The sequence below is a fragment of the Desulfomonilia bacterium genome, assembly GCA_036567785.1.
Taxonomy (GTDB): domain Bacteria; phylum Desulfobacterota; class Desulfomonilia; order UBA1062; family UBA1062; genus DATCTV01.
In genome coordinates this window covers 128,245-147,595 of sequence record DATCTV010000037.1, presented here as the reverse complement: position 1 = coordinate 147,595, position 19,351 = coordinate 128,245, and the positions used below count along the sequence as shown (strand labels likewise).

At 48.3% G+C, this 19,351-nt stretch carries 13 protein-coding genes; 3 read left to right on the top strand and 10 right to left on the bottom strand.

Going from position 1 to position 19,351, the window contains the following annotated elements; all coding sequences use genetic code 11:
• Positions 1-193 precede the first annotated feature (193 nt).
• Positions 194-442: a hypothetical protein gene (locus tag VIS94_11350; GenBank protein HEY9161670.1), complete on the top strand. Its 249-nt coding sequence runs from the start codon at positions 194-196 to the stop codon at positions 440-442.
• 52 nt (positions 443-494) lie between these two features.
• Here the strand turns inward: VIS94_11350 and mgtA are convergent, their stop codons facing one another.
• On the bottom strand, positions 495-3,017 hold the full coding sequence (gene mgtA / locus VIS94_11345; GenBank protein HEY9161669.1) for a magnesium-translocating P-type ATPase: 2,523 nt from the start codon (positions 3,015-3,017) through the stop codon (positions 495-497).
• A gap of 167 nt (positions 3,018-3,184) precedes the next feature.
• A complete protein-coding gene (locus VIS94_11340) occupies positions 3,185-5,455 on the bottom strand; it encodes a response regulator (protein HEY9161668.1) in 2,271 nt (756 codons plus the stop codon).
• Positions 5,456-5,755: 300 nt separating this feature from the next.
• Between VIS94_11340 and VIS94_11335 the strand changes: the two genes are divergently transcribed.
• Positions 5,756-6,565, top strand: coding sequence for a hypothetical protein (locus tag VIS94_11335; GenBank protein ID HEY9161667.1), 810 nt, complete (start codon positions 5,756-5,758; stop codon positions 6,563-6,565).
• Positions 6,566-6,694: 129 nt separating this feature from the next.
• Here the strand turns inward: VIS94_11335 and VIS94_11330 are convergent, their stop codons facing one another.
• On the bottom strand, positions 6,695-8,938 hold the full coding sequence (locus VIS94_11330) for a carcinine hydrolase/isopenicillin-N N-acyltransferase family protein (protein HEY9161666.1): 2,244 nt from the start codon (positions 8,936-8,938) through the stop codon (positions 6,695-6,697).
• Between the two features lie 368 nt (positions 8,939-9,306).
• On the opposite strand from VIS94_11330, the gene VIS94_11325 reads away from it, so the two are divergent.
• Positions 9,307-11,550 (top strand): helix-turn-helix transcriptional regulator, encoded by a 2,244-nt coding sequence (locus tag VIS94_11325; protein ID HEY9161665.1) that lies wholly within the window; start codon positions 9,307-9,309, stop codon positions 11,548-11,550.
• 42 nt (positions 11,551-11,592) lie between these two features.
• On the opposite strand, the gene VIS94_11320 is transcribed toward VIS94_11325, so the two are convergent.
• The 7 genes from VIS94_11320 to VIS94_11290 form a co-directional block, all read right to left on the bottom strand.
• Complete coding sequence (locus tag VIS94_11320; GenBank protein ID HEY9161664.1) at positions 11,593-11,892, bottom strand: PilZ domain-containing protein; 300 nt, start codon at positions 11,890-11,892, stop codon at positions 11,593-11,595.
• 556 nt (positions 11,893-12,448) lie between these two features.
• Positions 12,449-13,288: a pyridoxamine 5'-phosphate oxidase family protein gene (locus tag VIS94_11315; protein HEY9161663.1), complete on the bottom strand. Its 840-nt coding sequence runs from the start codon at positions 13,286-13,288 to the stop codon at positions 12,449-12,451.
• Positions 13,289-13,304: 16 nt separating this feature from the next.
• Positions 13,305-14,288 (bottom strand): glycyl-radical enzyme activating protein, encoded by a 984-nt coding sequence (locus VIS94_11310; GenBank protein ID HEY9161662.1) that lies wholly within the window; start codon positions 14,286-14,288, stop codon positions 13,305-13,307.
• Positions 14,289-14,431: 143 nt separating this feature from the next.
• Complete coding sequence (locus VIS94_11305) at positions 14,432-16,942, bottom strand: pyruvate formate lyase family protein (protein ID HEY9161661.1); 2,511 nt, start codon at positions 16,940-16,942, stop codon at positions 14,432-14,434.
• Positions 16,943-16,952: 10 nt separating this feature from the next.
• Positions 16,953-17,675 carry a FadR/GntR family transcriptional regulator gene (locus VIS94_11300; protein ID HEY9161660.1) on the bottom strand — a complete coding sequence of 241 codons (723 nt, stop codon included), beginning with the start codon at positions 17,673-17,675 and terminating at the stop codon, positions 16,953-16,955.
• An 8-nt stretch (positions 17,676-17,683) separates the two neighbouring features.
• Positions 17,684-19,183, bottom strand: a complete 1,500-nt coding sequence (locus VIS94_11295; protein ID HEY9161659.1) for an NAD(P)/FAD-dependent oxidoreductase — start codon at positions 19,181-19,183, stop codon at positions 17,684-17,686.
• A gap of 12 nt (positions 19,184-19,195) precedes the next feature.
• The gene (locus VIS94_11290; protein HEY9161658.1) at positions 19,196-19,330 is read right to left on the bottom strand and encodes a hypothetical protein; all 135 of its coding nucleotides are present in this window, start codon (positions 19,328-19,330) and stop codon (positions 19,196-19,198) included.
• Between the last annotated feature and the right edge of the window lie 21 nt (positions 19,331-19,351).

Sequence of the window (19,351 nt, the reverse complement as noted above, 5' to 3'; positions counted from 1 at the left end):
TATAAGTCTCAGCCCCCCGGCAGTTTCCGGTCATTATCATTTTATTTCGAAACTCTGCCGTGCAAACATGACAGCTGATTACAATCTATGTTATAAATTTTCAGGGTTTAAAAATAACCCCCAATAGTATGATATTGATTATAAGATAAGTATCAGGGAAGAAAATTAACATCTGAAAGGAGGATGTTTATTAATGAGACCGCATGTGATTGCAGCAATATTAATGATAGTCATGCTACTGATGTGCAGCTCATGCAAAGAAGCCCCCAAGGTAACACATCCGATCGCCGATAAATCGGATTCGAGCTGCCTCGTATGCCATCAGGGCGGCGTAAAAGGGACTCCGGCAACATCCCACCCCAAGTACAAGGACTGCCTGCGCTGCCACGAATATGCAGGCGGCAAAGAACCTGTGAAACAGCAGGTTCAGTCAAACCGGTAAGATGTATTCAATCTTTCAATAATATAGTCCTGGCAGCTGATGTTGTTCATATTTAAAATGTTACATTCCTGTAGAATATCTTTTTCGTTAGTTCCGCTGTTATGATGTAGCATATGGTAATTAAACCCACTGTCAGAAGGAACGAAACAGGCAGGCGGCTGAACCCGAAAATATCTCCAAGAACTGTAAAGGGCAATATCAGTGTCATTGCAACAATTGAAAGCGTTGCCATGAAGAGATATTTTCCGGGCCTGCTTTTAAAAAAAGGCCTTCTAGTGCGCACAACCAACACGATCAGCGCCGCCGAAACAACAGACTCGACAAACCAGCCAGCCCTGAATTCTTTGGGATTCGCATGAAGAATGAACATCAAAACACCGAATGTAATATAGTCAAACACCGAACTCACTATTCCGAAGGTAAACATGAACCTGCGGATGGACTTGATATCCCATCGCCTGGGCTGGTCCACCATTTCATCGTCCACCCTGTCGGAGGCGATGGTCATCTCGGGAAAATCAGTCATGAGGTTCGTGAGCAGAATCTGCTTGGGGAGCAAAGGCAGAAACGGCAGAAAAAGAGAAGCACCGGCCATGCTGAACATGTTTCCGAAGTTGGCGCTGGTCGCCATGAACACATATTTCAGCGTGTTGGCAAACGTGGTCCTTCCTTCACGTACCCCCTGAACAAGAACTCCCAGGTCTTTTTCGAGCAAAACGATATCAGCCGCATCTTTGGCAACGTCGACGGCGCTTTCGACCGAGATGCCGACATCTGCGACATGGAGTGCGGAAGCGTCATTGATGCCGTCTCCCATATAACCCACCACATTCCCTGCTTTTCTGAATGCATGGATAATACGCTCTTTCTGATTGGGTTCGATTTCGGCAAAGACATCCGTATCAGCCACGCGCTTAAGGAGCGCGGCATCACTCAATTGGCCGAGCTCAGGGCCGGAAATTATCCTTGTATCCGATAATCCCATCTGGTTTCCTACACTGGCAGCTACCAGGCGGTTGTCACCTGTTATGATTTTCAGCGAAACTCCCAGGTTTTTCAGGTCTGCAACAGTTTTAATAATACCGGTTTTGGGAGGATCATAAAGCACCAGAAAGCCCAGAAAAGTCATGTCCTTTTCATGGGCCTTGGTTATTGATGACCCGGTTCCGATGTCTTTACAGGCCACACCCAGGGTACGCATACCCTTGTTGCTGAATTCTTCCAGTTTCTGCCTGATTTTTTCCTGCACCTGGGCGATTTCAACAATTTTTCCACCCCCGGTTTCAGATTTCGAACAGACAGCAAGTATTTCCGATAGCGAACCTTTTGTCACCATCTCATGCTTATCACCGTTGGAAACAAGAATGCTTAAACGTTTACGGAAAAAATCATACGGAATTTCGTCAAGCTTTCTGTAACCGGTCAGGTCAAATTGTTTATGGCTTCGTATTGCGTCATCGATAGGATTGGGAAAGCCTGTTTCATAAAAGGCATTCAGATAAGCATACAGCAGGACTTTTTCACTGTGAGCGCCATCGACATCAAGGGTGGATTGCAGATGCACAACGCCTTCGGTCAGCGTACCTGTCTTATCGGAACAGATTATGTTCATACTGCCGAAATTTTCAATTGCAGCAAGACGTTTGACGATCACCTTTTTTTGAGCCATGCGTTTTGCACCATGGGCCAGATTGATGCTGATGATAGCAGGCAGCAGTTGAGGAGTAAGACCTACGGCAAGGGCCAGGGAAAACAGGAATGAATCCAGGACAGGTCTCGCCAGGTACACATTGATGGCGAATATGACCACCACCAGCACCAATGTGACCTCCATAAGAAAAAAACCGAAGCGCCTTATACCGTGCTCAAATTCAGTTTCAAGCGGCCTGAGTTTTAACCGTTCAGACACCTTGCCGAATTCGGTTTCCCTGCCCGTGCTTACAACAACAGCGGAAGCGTTTCCGCTAACTGTGTGCGTTCCCATCCAGAGCGCATTTGTCCTTTGTCCCAGCGGCATTAGCGCCGGTAACACCCCTGCGTTTTTTTCCACAGGAAAAGTTTCACCTGTCAGCATTGCCTCATCAATAAAAAGATCTTTTGAATCAAGAATCAGACAGTCACCCGGGATAATATCACCTGCATGAAGGATAACGACATCGCCGGGAACAATCTCTTCAACAGGAATTTCTCTAACGTTTCCATCGCGAAGGACCGAAGCCTTAATTTTAACTATGGCAAGCAGCCTTTTAACTGCATTTGCCGCATCACGTTCCTGCCAGAATCCGAGCAATCCGCTTACAAGAATAATGATAAGAATGATAAAGGCGTCAACAGGATCATGCAAAAAAAACGACAGCCCTGTTGCAAAAAATAGCATCAAAATGATGGGACTCCTGAACTGGGAAATGAGAAGGGTAAGCCAGTCCGTAGGCTTCGGCGGTTTCAGGAGGTTTGAACCATGAAATGCGAGTCGTTTCGCCGCCTCATCTCCGGTTAATCCTTCCTTTGTTGTTTCAAGCTGCTGCAATAACTCAACATCTGAAAGGCTCCAGAAAGGCGGCTCATTCTGTTTCATACATAATTCCCCTTTCTATTCATGAAGGAATACCTGCATGCAAAACCCTGGCATCAAGTATAATTTATTCTTAAATCCGATGCGATATTTTATTGGAAAGCAGGGATTTATTTCCCCGGAGACGATCATGCGTTCACTAAGGCCTGATGCCAGCCTGCCGCCATGAATCAGGGAATGGCCTGTTCCTGTTCCGGTTCCTGCATTATCGTACTTATTACATTGACAAGCTTCTGCAGCTTGTAAGGCTTCTGAATAAACCCTGCGATAGTACCTTTCTCAAAGGATTTCATCACCACATCTTCACTGTAGCCGCTGGATATGATTATCTTCACATCACTTTTAATCTTAATCATCTCCGTGGCGGTCTCGATTCCATTCATTACAGGCATAGTAAGGTCAAGGATTACCAGCCTGATCAGTTCAGAATTTTCCTTGTAGATATTTAAAGCATCATAACCGTTCAAAGCTGTCATGACATTAAATCCGATTGATTCAAGGAACTTCATGCCTACATCTATGATGTTTTCTTCGTCATCGACCAGAAGGACTGTCCCCTGACCGCGCCATTTTATACTGGTTTCTATCTGTTCGGTTACGGTCTCAAGTTCAAACTGTTCTAATGCCGGGAAGTAAAGGCAGAAAGAAGTTCCCTCGCCAGGACTGCTTTGCAGCCTGATAACCCCGTTCTGACGTTTGACTATGCCGAGTATGGCGGAAAGGCCCAGTCCCCTGCCCATGAATTTGGTTGTGAAAAATGGCTCAAATATTTTTTCTTTTGTCCTGGCGTCCATTCCTGAGCCGGAGTCTGTAATTTCAAGAAACACATAATCCGTTTCGGTTATGTTTTCGCTCATTATCAGGTCCGATTTGGTTATATCCCTTCCGTTAATAAAACCGGTCCGTAACCATATTGAACCGTTGCTGTCACCTATGGCCTCAGAAGCGTTTATAAGAAGATTCATTATCACCTGATTCATCTGCGGCGCATCGGCCTCGATATCCGGGAGATCCGGCATCAGCGAATATTGTATGGTTGCACGTTTTGAGATGGATACCGAAATCATGTTTTTCATATCGTTAATAAGGCCGTTGATATTGACATGTCTGACGGCAATTCTGCCTTTTCCCGCATAGGCCAGCATCTGAGAACAGAGATCGCTTGCCGTCATGCAGGCTTTCTGGGCAGAGTGAAGATTTTTCACCGAATCAGAATCCTCGGGTATTTTCATTAGTGCGATATCTATATTGCCGACAATCGCCATCAAGAGATTGTTGAAATCATGGGCAATGCCTCCGGCAAGAACTCCGAGGCTCTCAAGCTTCTGAACCTGCTGAAGCTGTTCATCTATCTTGCGCCTTTCCCTCTCCGCAGTTTTTCTATCCGAGATGTCATGAAGGATATTGACTATTGCCGGTTTTCCGTGGAAGGTCAGCTTTCCCATAGAGATATCCACATTAACGGCATTTCCTTTGACATCAACACATTTGACCTCAAGAGGAGGCAATATATCCCCATGATTGAATTCCTTTAAACGCTTAGTGACCGCAGCATGATCATCTGTGTGGATATAATCAAGAATGTCCCTGCCGATATGATCGTCCGCATTACCTGCCCCGAAAAGCCTCAATGCTGCAGGGTTTATGAACAGTATCTTTCCGTCCCTCTGAACGACAATCCCGTCAGGAGAAAGGTCGATAAGACTTCGATAGCGCTCTTCGCTCTCCTTCAAAGCCATTTCAGATTTTTCTTTTTCGTCGAGAAATCTCTGAAGATCGCTGATTGTGTAACCCAGGCTTTCCTGCTTTTTATTCAGGTTATTGATTGTATGGCTCAAGTTTTCCTGAACCTTGTTGAGATTATTCTGGGTGCGCTGGCTGTTGAGCATCATGAAAATGACATTTACGCCCGTTTCAAACAGAGGGACTGCAAGAAAGAACACTGACTGCAGAATCGTATTGGAAAAAAGGGTGTAACCCTTCATTGGCAGAACGCTTATCCCGCGCCACAAAAAGAGGCCGCCATAAATGACAAAAAGAATTACAAGCGCGATGTTGAGATATTTGCTGTCCTGACTCAGGTTGATATAAAATTCCCTTGCGATCGCGGCCATAATGAAAACAACGGCAATAGTCACAAACAGCGAACGTATGACCGGACTGTCATCAAAGAGATAAAAGTACAGCTCTGCAAACAGTACCAAAATGGGAATAAACCAGAAAGCAGGGTTGATATCAGGGCGGCTGAAAAATCTTTTCGTCCCTTTAAGCCTGAATATAAGGACGCCGGAAATCCCTGCATTCGCTACGATAATGCTCGCAAAATCCGGCACAACCCCTTTGAGGGTATACAGCAAGCAGAAAACAGCAGCAAGAATGACAGTAATCATCCATTCGACAAAACCCTTATAGGTTTTCTGCCCCAGCCAGAACAGATACATGAAACAGCCAAGAAAAATAAAAAACGCCGTCTGAACAATAAATAGTGTTTTAATATCGACTAACATCGCCATTATTATCGGAAAAATCAGAGCGTGTCATAAATAATTCTTTTCAGTTCAATCCACATGTTGAGAAAATATTTGCAACTGCCGGTTAAGAAAAAGATATATCCTTTATATCCTGTGACGCTAAAAAATCTGATTCATCTCTGCAAGGGTTTATGAGGTTTCCAGTGACTCTGTTAATTTCCTTTACTACATCGGATAAAATGTGTTCAATATTCGGGCAGAGGCTGATCGATGAAAATGAAATTACCGCATAAAATCTGGCCGTTTGGCTCCAAAATTGAGACTGAGACCATAAAGGACACGAATGAAGCCCCCGATATTTTCGAAGGTCTCAACCTTGAGCCTCAGCCTTTTGATTATCTGAGGTTAGACCACATTGTAACAGTAGGGAGAAGATTTTTCGAATACAACAGCATTTTCCTTCTGGATGAGTTCGAACCTTCTGCCGAAAAAATTCTTGATGTAGGGGGCGGTGTAAGTTCGTTTACATATGAAGCGGGTGAGCGAGGATTTGATGTTATGTCAGTGGATCCCATATACGCATTCGATCACTACAAGCTTGCCAGAAAGTGCGAGGAAGATATCGAATACTCGATCAAGAACCTTGAAAAGGCTTCGCACATGCTCAATTGGGGCAAACCGATAGCGGATTTCGAGCATTTGAGACAGGCAAGACAAAGCTCCTACGAAATGTTTCTTGAAGATTTCAAGAATAACCGCTGGCGCTATCTGGATGCACAATTTCCGTATACGCCTTTCATAGTGAGGGATAATTTCACTGTCTCGCTAGTTTCCCACCTGCTTTTTATTTACGACAACCATATTGACTATGATGCTCATGTCAGCATCATTAAGGAAATCCTGCGTGTTACATCAAAGGAAATAAGAATCTATCCGCTTATTAACCTCAGTTTCAAGACATCTGAATTTGTAGCACGGATTATGAAAGACCCTCTTTTTGCAGGGGTTTCTTTTGAGCTTCGTCCTACTGAATATATGATTTTAAAAGGCGCCGATAATATGATGGTGATTAAAAAATAAATTTGATTAACATCAGTAAAGCGCATACTGTCCCGGCAGATTGAGAACCCAGGAAATCCGTTTTTCCACCACTTAACCGCAGGCCCGGAAACTGAGTTCCCGGGACCCGCGTTTTGAATCTTTTTTGTTTCATGATTTGCCGTAGTACCATGCGATAAACTGCTTGAGGTCAGCCCCCACCCATGGATCAGGAAGATAGCCGTAGAGGCCTTTCATGACCTTATCCGTATTGTTCATGATGGCATGCAGGCCATCGACATCGCGGAAACGGGGTACATAGAAGTCATTCTGTTTTACCGAAGGCTTGAATTTGAAGCCGTCAGGAGCTAATGAGCATGCATGCGGCTTATCGGGGCTGAAGACATCGTTGGGATTTAAAAAGTCGATGATCCAGCCGGCAGTCCCTATAGCCGGATAATCGCCGGGTCCGAAGAAGTCGATCTTGTTGCCTGAGTTTTTCTGATCCAGAATGAGCTGCAGGCAGTACTGATATCGCCATACCATTTCAGGCAGAGCGCCCGAAACATACCCCATCTGGACTATCGACTCGAACTGGGATATGCGCATACGAGGGATCAGAAATTCATTAGTAACAACAATAATATCATCGTCCGACTCGAACTGATCCGGAAAGGTATATTCACTGCCATTCGGTCCGCCACCCTCGCCATACCATTTCAGATAGCTTTCCTGATCGGAAAGGTCCGGTGTCTTGGCCGCATCGATGGTCTGTTTGAAAGCATCAGGGAAGACCCATTTCGCACCCCGCAGCATGGTTCCGCTGCGAATGCTGCCGTCGGCGTTAAAGTCATCGCTGTTCTGGTCTTCGGAGTTTTTAAGGTTTTTGATATATGGCTGGATCTTTGTCCGCAGCAGCCAGGGCAACTGATCATAGCCATTGCAGGCCGGATCGCTCATGATAGCCTCAAACACCACGGAGTTGCCGTATTGTGCGCTTGGCGTATCATCAGCCACCATATAATCCCATGGAACGCCGCGCTTGAATTGCCTGAAACGCGCCACAGCCTCATCGATCGTGGCGCAGCTGTTGAGAAGTTCACGGTTGACGATCAGGCAGCCTACACCGGGTTCTTTGGATACGGCGCCGGAAAGGGAAATGTCCACACCAACCGAAACACCCTGGCTGTTCATCCCCACCATCTGCCCTACAAAACCAGGGGAGTTTATCGTGACAAAGGGATATCCGCTCGCCGGCAGGTAGATCACCATGGCAGACTCGTCCTGGAAGACCCCTCCGGTGGTGAACATGAAATCGCGGCCGTGGTATGTTTTCCCGTCATTGGTAAGATTGCCGGTCACCATGAAACCGTTGCAGCCGAAACGTATCAGAGGATTGGCCTGCCGCTTGGGAAAGAGAACCTTAAGGTCAGGGGTGACCTGTATCTCATCAGTGCCGAAATTGCCGTTAGCAAGCAGTTTACCGCCGTTGTTGAGAAGTATTTTCAGCAGATCAGCTATCTGCTGCAGTGTTTCGGCATCCAGGCTCGGGTTGAAGATGAATTTGAGCACATAGGCGAAGAGGGCGTCAATCCCTTCACTGATGGCAAAAACTTCATTAAAAGTTACCTTCTCTGTGCGGCCGATAGCCTTCAAACCGGCGGTGGCCCCATCCGCAATCCCCTGAACCTCCTCCAGAACACTGGGCGGTATGGCGCTCGGATCGTTGCGTTTTCCTGCAATTGCCCTATCGGTACGGGCCTTCTCCGCCAGAACCATTTTCTCGAGATTCTTCCAGAACCAGGCGAAGATCTCATCCGTAATAGGATCAGTGGTGTCAATCGAGATCCCCAGCAGCCCGAACTGAGAAAAAAGGGCTTCCTTGAGAAAAGTGGATGTCATGGCCAGCGTCCCCTCGGGGCGCAGGAAACCTTCCTGATATCCCATGGTATAAGGAGTCCCGCTCAGGACCAGACAATATTTCGGGGCATCCGTGACCCAGGCGTCCACCATGGTGACGTTCCCCTTACTGTCCCGCACTTTCTTCAGGCAGTTCCACTTGCTTTTGTCCGTATAATCGATCGGGTAACCATTGGCATCAATATTTCCCGCTTTGGGAGTTGCATACCCATGGTAACATCCGCACGAGGTCTTCCCGGTGTATTTCCCCAGATACCCGGTATACGCCTTTCCTGTCTGCGGGTCCTGAACGGTTTTGCTGGTGACGAACTCGATACCCTGGTTAGCGAAGACACCACTGATATCCTTGATGGTGGTTTCCTCCCCCGACCCCGGACCCGAGGCATCCTCAAATGTTCCCTGGCTGTCCGAGGAATCAGTTGAAGAGCAGCTTGAGAAAAGCATTACCAGGGCAAAGACCGTAACTGACAGATAAACATAAAATCTTTTTCCCATAAGATAACCTCCTTTTATAAAACCAACTTCAAGCAAAACGTCTTAAAACAAATAACACTTTTTGCTCCGATTGACAATTATTGCGATAAAAATTATCGCTTCAAACTGAAGCACCTGTCGAACCCGGCAATTGTTTCACATAAAAAGTCACCTTTTAACGGGTGTCATAATTTATTCTTTGATATAATGAACTGAAATTATTAGCAGTGGATTCATCATTTATCTTTTACCAGATTGCAAGATTGATTCATTTAATATTGTACTGCTATGTAATATAATTATTTATATTAATATTATAGTGATATACTATATAATTATTAGTTATACTGGGAATATGGCATATCATTTTTTTTGAAAAGGAGGGGTTCATGAAGAATAACGAGACTGTAACTGAAAAAAGCTCAGTATCAGCCGACATCATCCTCCACCTCCACAGAGAACTTGCAGCAATATCTGAGATTGGGGATTATCCCGAACGGATAGCAACAGTCATCAGCAGGGCCATCGAATTCGACAAGCTCTGCGTTTTCTTCTCGGGCGCCAACGACTCTTCGCCTACTTTGCTCCGCAGTGGAGATTGGCCGCTGCCATGGGACAGGATATTTCCGAACATTAAAGCAAAAGATATACATTCGTCCATTCTTTACAGGGGGGAGGCCGGCGACATCTTCCTCAGTCAGGAAATGAAAGGCCCAGGATGCGAAGGAGATGAGAATGCGCTCGGGTTGATAAAACATCACAGCGGGATGCGCCACTCCATCCATCTTGTCCTTGCCGCAAGTATGGGATACAGGCTTCACCTGAGCATGTTCAGGAAGCACGAGCCATTTGACGGTGTTGATGCAGAAACACTTAAGATTCTTGCGCCGCCTTTGACCCTGAGCGGAAAGTCTCTCCTCTCTTCATGGATATCCGCCCGGGGCGACCTGCTGCTTTCCTCGTCGAAAGAAAATTCGGATTGCCGCTACATCATGCTGGACAGCAGTCTCAAGGTTGTTGTCCTTCCTGTTCAGACATCGGACTTCCTCTGCAAACATTTCGAATGCGAAAATGTGAGGGCCCTCCCGGCTACCCTGATGTCATGGATCGAAGGATGCTGCCTGACAGACCAGAGTCCGGCCTGGGAAGGTGAAAGGAGCACGGAGTTCGACACGCGGACCGGCACTGTCTCATGCAGCGCATATCCTTTCGAAGATAACTCGGGAAACAGGGTGTTACTCGTGGCACTCAATCTCATGAGGGAATCGGGTGATTTCTCGCCGCTTTCGAATATAGGACTCACCAGAAGAGAGATCGAGATCCTGGAGGGTCTTTATGCCGGGAAAACAACCTCCCAGGTGGCTGAGGGGCTTGGCATAAAAATGATCACCGTGCGTAAGCATCTCTTAAGGATAGGGGAAAAGCTGCATGCGCTGGGCCGCACCGAAATACTTTCCAAGGCCATCAATTTATGCGATGAGATACCAGCATGGCAGCCCTGTTTGAACGGCAAGCCGACCGTTGAAGCCTTGGCGGAAAACAACCGCATGGAATTCCTCCTTAAAAATAATGCATTCCAAAAAGCTGTTCAAACACTCAACAGGAGATTGTCCACCCTCGAAGATTTCGAGAACGCCCCGGAACTCATCAGATACACTCTGGCGGATTACATCGAGATCGACTGGACAGCTGTCTTTTATGCGAGCACAACCAACGACATGGAGAGGGTGTATTTCAGCTCTGGTTGCAAATGCGACTGGGAGAAGCTGCATCTGTCCACAAGACCCCAGGTCAGATGGAGATCAATAATAGAAAGAGGAGTCCTTGGTGAGGTCTTAAGGTCACATGACTTCATCGATCCCACCAACGAGCAGGACATGGCCATGAAGACCGTCATGGAAGAGGCCACCGGCGCATACTATGATATGCACATGCCTGTGGCGAGAACCGACGGGCACAAAATACACATAGGATTCTACCGGAATGATCCGGAGAAACCCTTTACCGAAGATGATGTGGCTTTCGTTCAGGGGCTGTCACCCGTTTTCATCTCCTGGGCGTATTCACTGGCCCGTATGCAGGAAAACACTCTGAAACAGGCCGGCTGCTGGGATCTTTTGGATAAGGGCCATGTAAGCGCGGCGCTCTTCGACAGTAACCTGTGCGATGTCATATGGACCGGAAATGCTGTGAGCCTGCTTAAAACACGTTGTGGCCCGAACTGGAGGGAAACGATTATTCCTCAAGTCAGAGAATGGATCGCTCATACCGGACTGCTCAATGTTAAAGAGAAAGATAAAGCAAGGTCCTGTCCGGAAAACATTGTCTTCGAGATGTACGGCCTCACATGCAGCGCCTACCCGGTTCAAGGCTCTGTCGTTGTGAACTTCAAACAGCATCAAACCGATCCATTCAGCTATTTGAATAAATACAGCCTCACTGAACGTGAGGTGCAGATAGTCTCATTCCTGCCGCTCGGATATACTAACAATCAGATCGCGTCATCGCTGGGAATACGTGAGATCACCGTCAAGAAGCACCTGGAGAAAATAGGCAGGAAGCTGGGCGTATCTGGGAGGGTGGGCATTCTGCGGCAGGCAGAAATTTTCAGGCGTTCGCTGAATGAGCATTGAGTAGCAGCAGTCCGGGGCAAGCCCGGCACAAGTGAGTGTTCTCTATCTGGAGAGCCAATCCCTCAGAAAGTCGTCATTGGTCGTGGAGAATATCTGTATACCCATACCGTGTTCGGGTACGGGCCTGACCACGGTGCCCATTATTCCCATGTCCATGCCCATATGATATTTGTCGATATGCAGGTGGACAGTTTCTCCGTGGTCTGCCGGGTTCAATGTCTCTATGAAAAGGCCGCCTCTGCTTATATCGCGGATGCGGACATTCTCAGGCGCTTCGGTGCATCCCTTGAACAATGCCGGACAGCCGAGCTTGCGTCTGGGATATTTCCTTTTCTCCTCCATTGATTTCCTCCTTTTAATTAAATCTTATGGTATACACCTTACATGCAATTTGATGTTGCTGTCTTCAACCCGATCCGCCCTGCAGTAATCCAAGATCCCTTAATCAAAATATGATTAAGGGATCCATGGGCTGTAGAACTCCTTTGAATATATCAAATTAAAATAATGATTAGCAATTAATTATTTGAAATAAAAATTAAAAACAATTATCCAAAAGCATAACGTCGTCATGAGTCAGGCCAGCAAACCAGGAGTCGATTCCCTTCCTTCACAGATACAATCCTGTTTTGTATAGAACAGGCAGCCACCTTATGTCATATCCCGGAAGACCTGCTCAATAAGTAGTTATACAGACAGGGGTAATCGATTTCCTGAATGATGCCCACTGCTGCCTCACGAATGCTCCGCTGTACAATTCATGGAATGAGATGCTCTCATTCATTCTTGATTTTCTATCTTATCAACCGATTCGCGTCAGAAGGTATCACTTAGTATACTTCCAGATGATAATCATTAAAGCCGACATACTTCGGAAGCGCCCGAATGGGAAGCGGAATTAAAACTGAGTGACCGGTGTCAGTGGTAACTCCGGATAAATCTGCCCCGCATTCGGCGGCATTGAGTTATAAACACAGTTCAGGTCTATCTCTACTGCCGGAATTATGCCGGGCTTTCTGTGATATTTGCCGCGTACCAGGCATGTCTCCATACTGAACGATGCGCCGTAAACCGCCACATCTGCGCCTTCGGGAATTTCCTTCAGCTCGTCACCATAAGCAATCGGAACCATCACGAGCCTCCTGCTGTCAGGGGCCTGCGCCTGCAATACAGGTGTCAGCCTCGGAAAACCGTCGGTATCTATCCATGATATGAACTTGACCGTCTGCATGCCGTTGAAAAGATTGACAGCAAAAGGCTTCATTATCGGCTCCTTTATGCCGGTCGAGGCAAAAGCCTTCTTGCCAAGCGTAAGCATCGACGAAGCAATTATCGCGGCAAGCTTGAGCGGCTCTTTTCCTGTCGTCTCCACAAGGTCCATGTAGTGGACGGTATGAATACCGAAGTACGAGTTGTAGCGGAACATGGGCTGGTTGTTGAACAGGACATAATCCTCGCCTTCTGTAACTTTATATGTATAGAGCGCCTTGCCTCGCCAAAGGTTTTTCTCGAGGTTGAGTATGGCGAATGCGGTCTTGGGGTTATCAAGCACATGCTTTTTAGACTGCCCTTCCGTGAACTGGCCCCACATCAGATGAGTTTCGTCTTTGGCGCGTATTGCGGTGATAAGCGTTATATGCGGCAGGCCCTCGGGATTAACCGTTGCAATGAAGCCGAGCTTGGCTTCGGGTTCGAAAGCTTTCATATCTTCTTCAGTAAACGCAGTCACCTTATTCATTTTACCCTCCTAATGATTATTCTTCTTCCTCGAGCCGCGTTGCACCGCTCCACTGTACAATGTCCGGCCTGACACCCGAATGTCTTGCCTCTTCGGCAAGCCTTTCCATGGTTTCCTTTCTAAGCGGCTTTGAATCGTGATATTTCCATATAAGCCCGAGCCTCGTATATTTATCCCTGCACAGATTATTGAAAGCGCACAGATCCCAGCGTGTAACGACATCCTTTATGTTTGCCGCTATATACCGTCCAATCTCTTTAATCACCTTTTCATTATCGGTCGCACCGGGAATAATAGGGGTTCTTATCCAGAGCTCTTTCGGCGAGCCTTTTTTCTTCATTACATCCCTTATATAAAGAAGGCTCTCCAGTATCCTTTCATTGGGCGCTCCGGTAAATTCCCTGTGAAGCTTCGAATCCATGACCTTCAGATCAAACAACACCAGATCGGCACCGGGCAGCAGCCCGGCAATCGTTTCTTCTTTACACAGCCCGCAGGTATCAAGCGCCGTATGAATGCCCTTTTCCTTGAGCATCCTGAGCACTTCCATAACAAACCCAGCCTGCATCGTAGGCTCTCCGCCGGATATTGTAACCCCGCCGCCAGAGGTCTCGAAAAATGCCCTGTCCTTTATTAGCTCATCCACCAGCCTGTCCGCTTCCCACTCGTGGCCAAGCAGTTCCATAGCGGTCGAAGGGCATTCATTCGCGCATGTCCCGCATCCTTTACAGATACCCCGGTCAATTTCAATTCCCTTTACACCTTTTTTCAGGGCATCATTGGGACAGACATCTATACAGATATTGCAGCCTATGCAGCGCGAACCCACCCAGTGCACCTGAGGCTTCATGGATATGCTCTCCGGATTGTGGCACCAGATACACGACAATGGACACCCCTTCATGAATACCGTCGTCCTTATTCCGGGCCCGTCCTCAGTGGACATGCGCTGAATTTCCAGTATCGTTCCCTTAGTCATGATGCGATCCTTGCACCCCATCTCCCACCCCTCTTGCCCTCAAGGGCAAGAGGGCAGCCCGTTGATAATAATTCGCACGACGTGCGAATTATTATCAACACATAGCCCCCTCCTGGACAGGAGGGGGTTGGGGGAAGTGGAGTTTTTGTCGGCATTGTCTGCCCCTAGAACTTGCAGTGGCTGAGGCGTTCGATGACTTCGTTCTGCAATTCGCGGCCAATGCTTGTGAAGTAGGCGTTGTAGCCCGTGACGCGTACGAGCAGGTGGCGGTAGTCCTGCGGGTGTTTCTGTGCGTCCTTCAGCATATCGGGGTCGAGCATGTTTATCTGCAGTGCGGTCCCGCCGTTTTCGGCGTAGGCCCTCAGGAATGCCTTGAATTTTGCCTTGTGTTCCGGGTCCTTGAGCACGGAGGGGTTGAATGTGATCGTATGACTTGCACCGTTGGGCAAGGCATTAAGGTAGTCTTCCCAGTCGCCGTCGGCTGATTTGCCGCCGAGAGCCTTGCCGACAGAGTTCGTGTTCGATGTAGGGCCTTTGGTATCTGCGCCGTTGGACGGGCAGATCGCGTTTGAGAGGAACTGGCCCTTGGGCCTTCCATCCGCGCTTGCGGCCATGACATAGCCATCGCCCACCCAGTAGTTCCAGCTGAGCATACCCGGGCGGAACTGACGGCCTGTCGAAGCTGTCTTGTATTTCCAGGTCTCGCCGCACCAGAGGTCCATGACCTTTCTGGCCATGGCATCGGCCTCGTCGTCATCGCGTCCGTATTTGGGTGCCTTGTATTTCGCCTTTGCCTGAAGCACCTCATAGCCCGCCCAGTTATCCTTGAGCGCTCTGATGAGTTCGTCCATAGTGCATTCCTTCTTGTCAAAAACCAGATATTTGACCGCAAGCAGCGAATCGACCGTCGTTGCATAGGTCACGGCTTCCAGCGTGGTAAAGTTGATCTCCGCTCCGCCCTGGGTCACATCGAGGCCTTTTTCCGCGCAGCCTTTTACCAGACAGGAAAGATACGGCGTAGGGTTGTACTTCGCGCGCAGTTCCTCGGAAAGCTCATAGGTTTCTACGCATTTGGCGATGATATACTTCATCTGGATGACAAAGGCATCCCAGAACTCATCGAATGTCCTGAACGTGCGGGGGTCGGGTGTTTCGGGGCCGTCCTGCGTAATGGGTTGAGGTATCATTGTGATAGGGTCGGTAAACTGAAGCAGGTCTTTGCCGCCAGTAAAGGTAAGCTCAACGGCTTTCAGAAGGTTGAGGTTGTTGTCAACCGTACCGGAACGGTCATTGCCTACCATGGTATTCTCGAGACAGCCGACCGGCGCATATTCGTTTACGTTGGTCTCATTGATGAGGTGGGTAATGCCTGCCTTTTTGCCTTCGAGAATCATTCCGGCCATGGAGCGTTCGTCGAAATTGAGCAGGAACGGCGCACCCTGGCTTGTTTCTATCATGTCTATGACCTTGTCCAGAAGCTCTTCAGGTGTGTTTCTATGCAGCCTGACATTGGGCTTTGGTTCGAGTATGGGCGTCATTTCGTCTATGACTTCGAGTATGGCCCAGGTAATGTCGCTGGTCATGTCCCGGCCGTCAGGACCGATGCCCGAAAGTGTAAGGAGCTGTCCGAAGCCTGCTGTTATACCCTGGTTGCCGCCGGTGCGTATCATTCCGTCATAAGCGGTATTGGCATGCACCCACATGCATTTCATGATCTCCTTGCCGAATTCACGGTCCATGCCATGAGCTATTGACTTGTCCCAGAAGGGGGCCAGTATCCTGTCAAGATTTCCGAAGGAGACACCCGGGCCGGGATAGTTCTCGTCGCTCATGACAAGCATGTGATTGAGCCAGAGCGCCATCATGGCCTGCCAGAAATCCTGAGGCGGTTCCCACGGGACTATTTTGAGGTTCTGCGCCATGGTGTTGAGCTCTTTCTTTCGCCTGAAGTCCTTTTCGGCAGCGGCAAGCTTCGTGCAGAGTTCTGAATATTTCGCAGCCAGGTCGCGAGCCATTGTGGAAGCGATAATCATGGCCCTTAACTGTGCGCCCTTTCTGCCTTTTTTATCTGAAGCAGAAAGCTCGTCGTACTTTGTTCTCAAATCCGCATTAACACCTTTCCATCCGATTTTGAGCAGACGCTCGTAGCCTGGAATAAGGTGTCCCGATGTTGCGCCTGCATTGCCATAGCCGTGATCGTGGAACCATTTCATACGGGCGCGTGCGCCGTTTTTACCGAATATTTTTTTATCGCGCGCCTTGTTCTGCGCCTCAGTCAGACACATGGATGTGATTATGTTGAAGCGTGAGCCAGCGAGCAGATCGCCGGGCAGGATCTCCTGAGGCAGATAATTCACGACGACTTCCCTGTTGAACCAGGCCCTGCGTTCCGGCAGGCTCATTTTCCAGAAGTCATTGGGCAGCGCCACCTTCCTTGCTACCTGATTATACGAGGCCCTGAAGGTCTGAAGGAACGGAAACGTCTCTGGGACTATGTAATAGGTGAGCTCATTATACTGAATATCCCAGGGTTCGCCCGTGGTCCATGCAGTGTACTCGTTGTTCCAGGCCCTGTTCACGCCATTGAAGAAATAATCCCTGAGCCATGTGATTCTCGGTGATAAGCCTTTAGGCTCTTTGATCCTGTATTTGCTCTGAACCGCTGCACTTGCCATAAATTCCTCCTTATATCTTAAGGGCGGCCTTAAGCCGCTCCTCACCGTGGTCAAGAATTCGCTTCATTACCTTGACCGCTGCGTCTGCATCCTTTTTCCCGATGGCCTTGAGCATACGGGCGTGCAGATCGAAAACGACCTCAGCCACACTACCGCCCCCGAAAAATACGCCGGAAAGGTTTGTATAAACCTCCTTGAGCGAGTTGAGGAATAGAGGATATATCACGTTTGATGAGGCCAATGCTATCAGATGATGAAATCTGAAGTCCGCTTCGGTCAATGCATCAATATCTGAAGGCATTATGCGCGACTCATTCCTTACATGTTCGATCAGCTCTGATAACTGCTCATCAGTACGGTAGACAGCCGCAAGCCTTGCGGTTTCCATTTCGATTAGCTTGCGCATTTCCATCATGCCCTCAAGAATCTCGGGGCTTATCCTTCCCTGATGATAGTTGAGAAGCGAATTGAGAAGCGTGATGGAGCCTTCTCGCCTGAAGTCGTTTACAACAGCGCCTGCCCTGGGCTTCATCGATACCAGGCCTTTTGTCGCAAGATCGACAAGACCCTCGTGCACGACGGGACGGCTTACGCCGAGCTGAAGTGCAAGCTCCCTTTCTGACGGGAGCTTTTGCCCCATGGACAATCTGCCTGAGAGTATGAGTCCCTCGAATCGCGAAATGAACACCTCCTTGAGGCTTTCGGTCTTTAACGGTTTAAGCAGTTCTTTCATTTTCTTCCTTACTGTTCGTATTTCTCTATAAGATTAGATGCAATATATCCCGAAGCGATTGTTGTCGGAACTCCGCCGCCCGGATGCGCAGACGAGCCTGTCAGGTAAAGCCCCTTTATCGCCCTGGAACGGGCATTGGGTCTGAACGCCGCAGCCGCAGGCAAATCCTGCTGAAGCGCATAGATAGAACCTTCCGGCAAAAGCAGCTTGCGTTCGAAATCGAGCGGCGAGGTGCACTCGATAACCTTTATATGATCCATCAGGCCCGGGATGGCGAATTTGTCCAGAGCCTTAAGCGTACGTTCGACAAAGCGCGGTTTTTCCTCATCCCAGTTCGTACCGTCGAGGCGGTAAAACCCTTCGGGGATAAGGTTCAGTACGTGATGGCCCTCGGGTGCAAGGGATTTGTCCGCATGCGTGGGCCAGCAGATTAATCCGAAATTGTTTTCAGGCAGTATCCCTTTTTCGACGTTGTTGAACCAGTAGTCGTTGACGTCCTGAGGTGTCACTGCAATGAGGCTGTGATGGGAATCGAGCGGCGGTTTGTAATCCAGCCCCACATATATCATGGGTACCCCCTTTGAGTATTTGTAGCTTTTAATACCCTTTCTCACCAGACCCGGCAGGTGCTCTTCGCCGATCAGGTCGAGGTAAAGGGTTTTTGCATTGATATTCGAAACCACCAGGTTTGAAGTGATTTCAGTCCCGTCGGAAAGCATGACTCCCTCGACCTTCCTGTTCCTGACAAGAACTTTCTTTACGAGCGTATTCAGCCTTACATTCATGCCCAGCTTTTCGCCGCAGCGCCTGAAGGCCTCCGGTATCTGTATCATGCCGCCCCTTGGATAATAGACGCCCATATGCTCGGTATATGGGATAAGCGCGAACATGCCAGGTATCATGGCAGGCGGGTGGCCGAAATATAGAGACTGATATCCCATTGTCTTGAGGATCCGCTCATCCTTGAAATATTTCTCCATAATGTCCTGATAGCTCTTCATGAACAGGGGAATGAACTTGAAAAATCTCGGGTCCTTGGCGAACATCTTCGCCATGTCCGAGAGAGAATCGGCAGGCTCGGTAAAGAATGCGTTCAGCGCCACATCGGTGAATTCGCTCATCAGCCTGACAAACTGGCGCCAGCGTTTGCCGTCCGATGGAGAAATTGCCGATATAGTCTCAGCCGTCTTCTCGATTGAACGGGGATAGGTAATCCTGCTGCCGTCACGGTCGATGATGGTCATGACAGGATCACATTCTATAAGGTCAACCTCTCTTTGAAACGTAGTGCCGAGCTTCGCAAAGGCCAATTCAATTGGTTTTATAACCTCGACAATCGAGGCACCCACGTCAAAGGTATAGCCTTCCTTTTTAAATGATGAGCAGCAGCCGCCTATACTCCTGCCCTGTTCGAGAACCAGAACCTTCCTGCCCTGTTTTGCAAGCAATGCACCTGAAGATACGCCGCCGTTGCCCGCGCCAATCACGATTACATCATAGTCTGCCATAGCGTACCCGCCTTATACGAAATAGCGGGGAACAAGATACGGCACCTGTCTGACGAGATCCTTTATGAATCGTTTCTTGGATTCCGTGAGGGTCGAATATACGTAAACTCCTGCACCGATAATGCCCAGATATATAATCTTTTTCATCCGCTATCTCCTTTTTTAGTA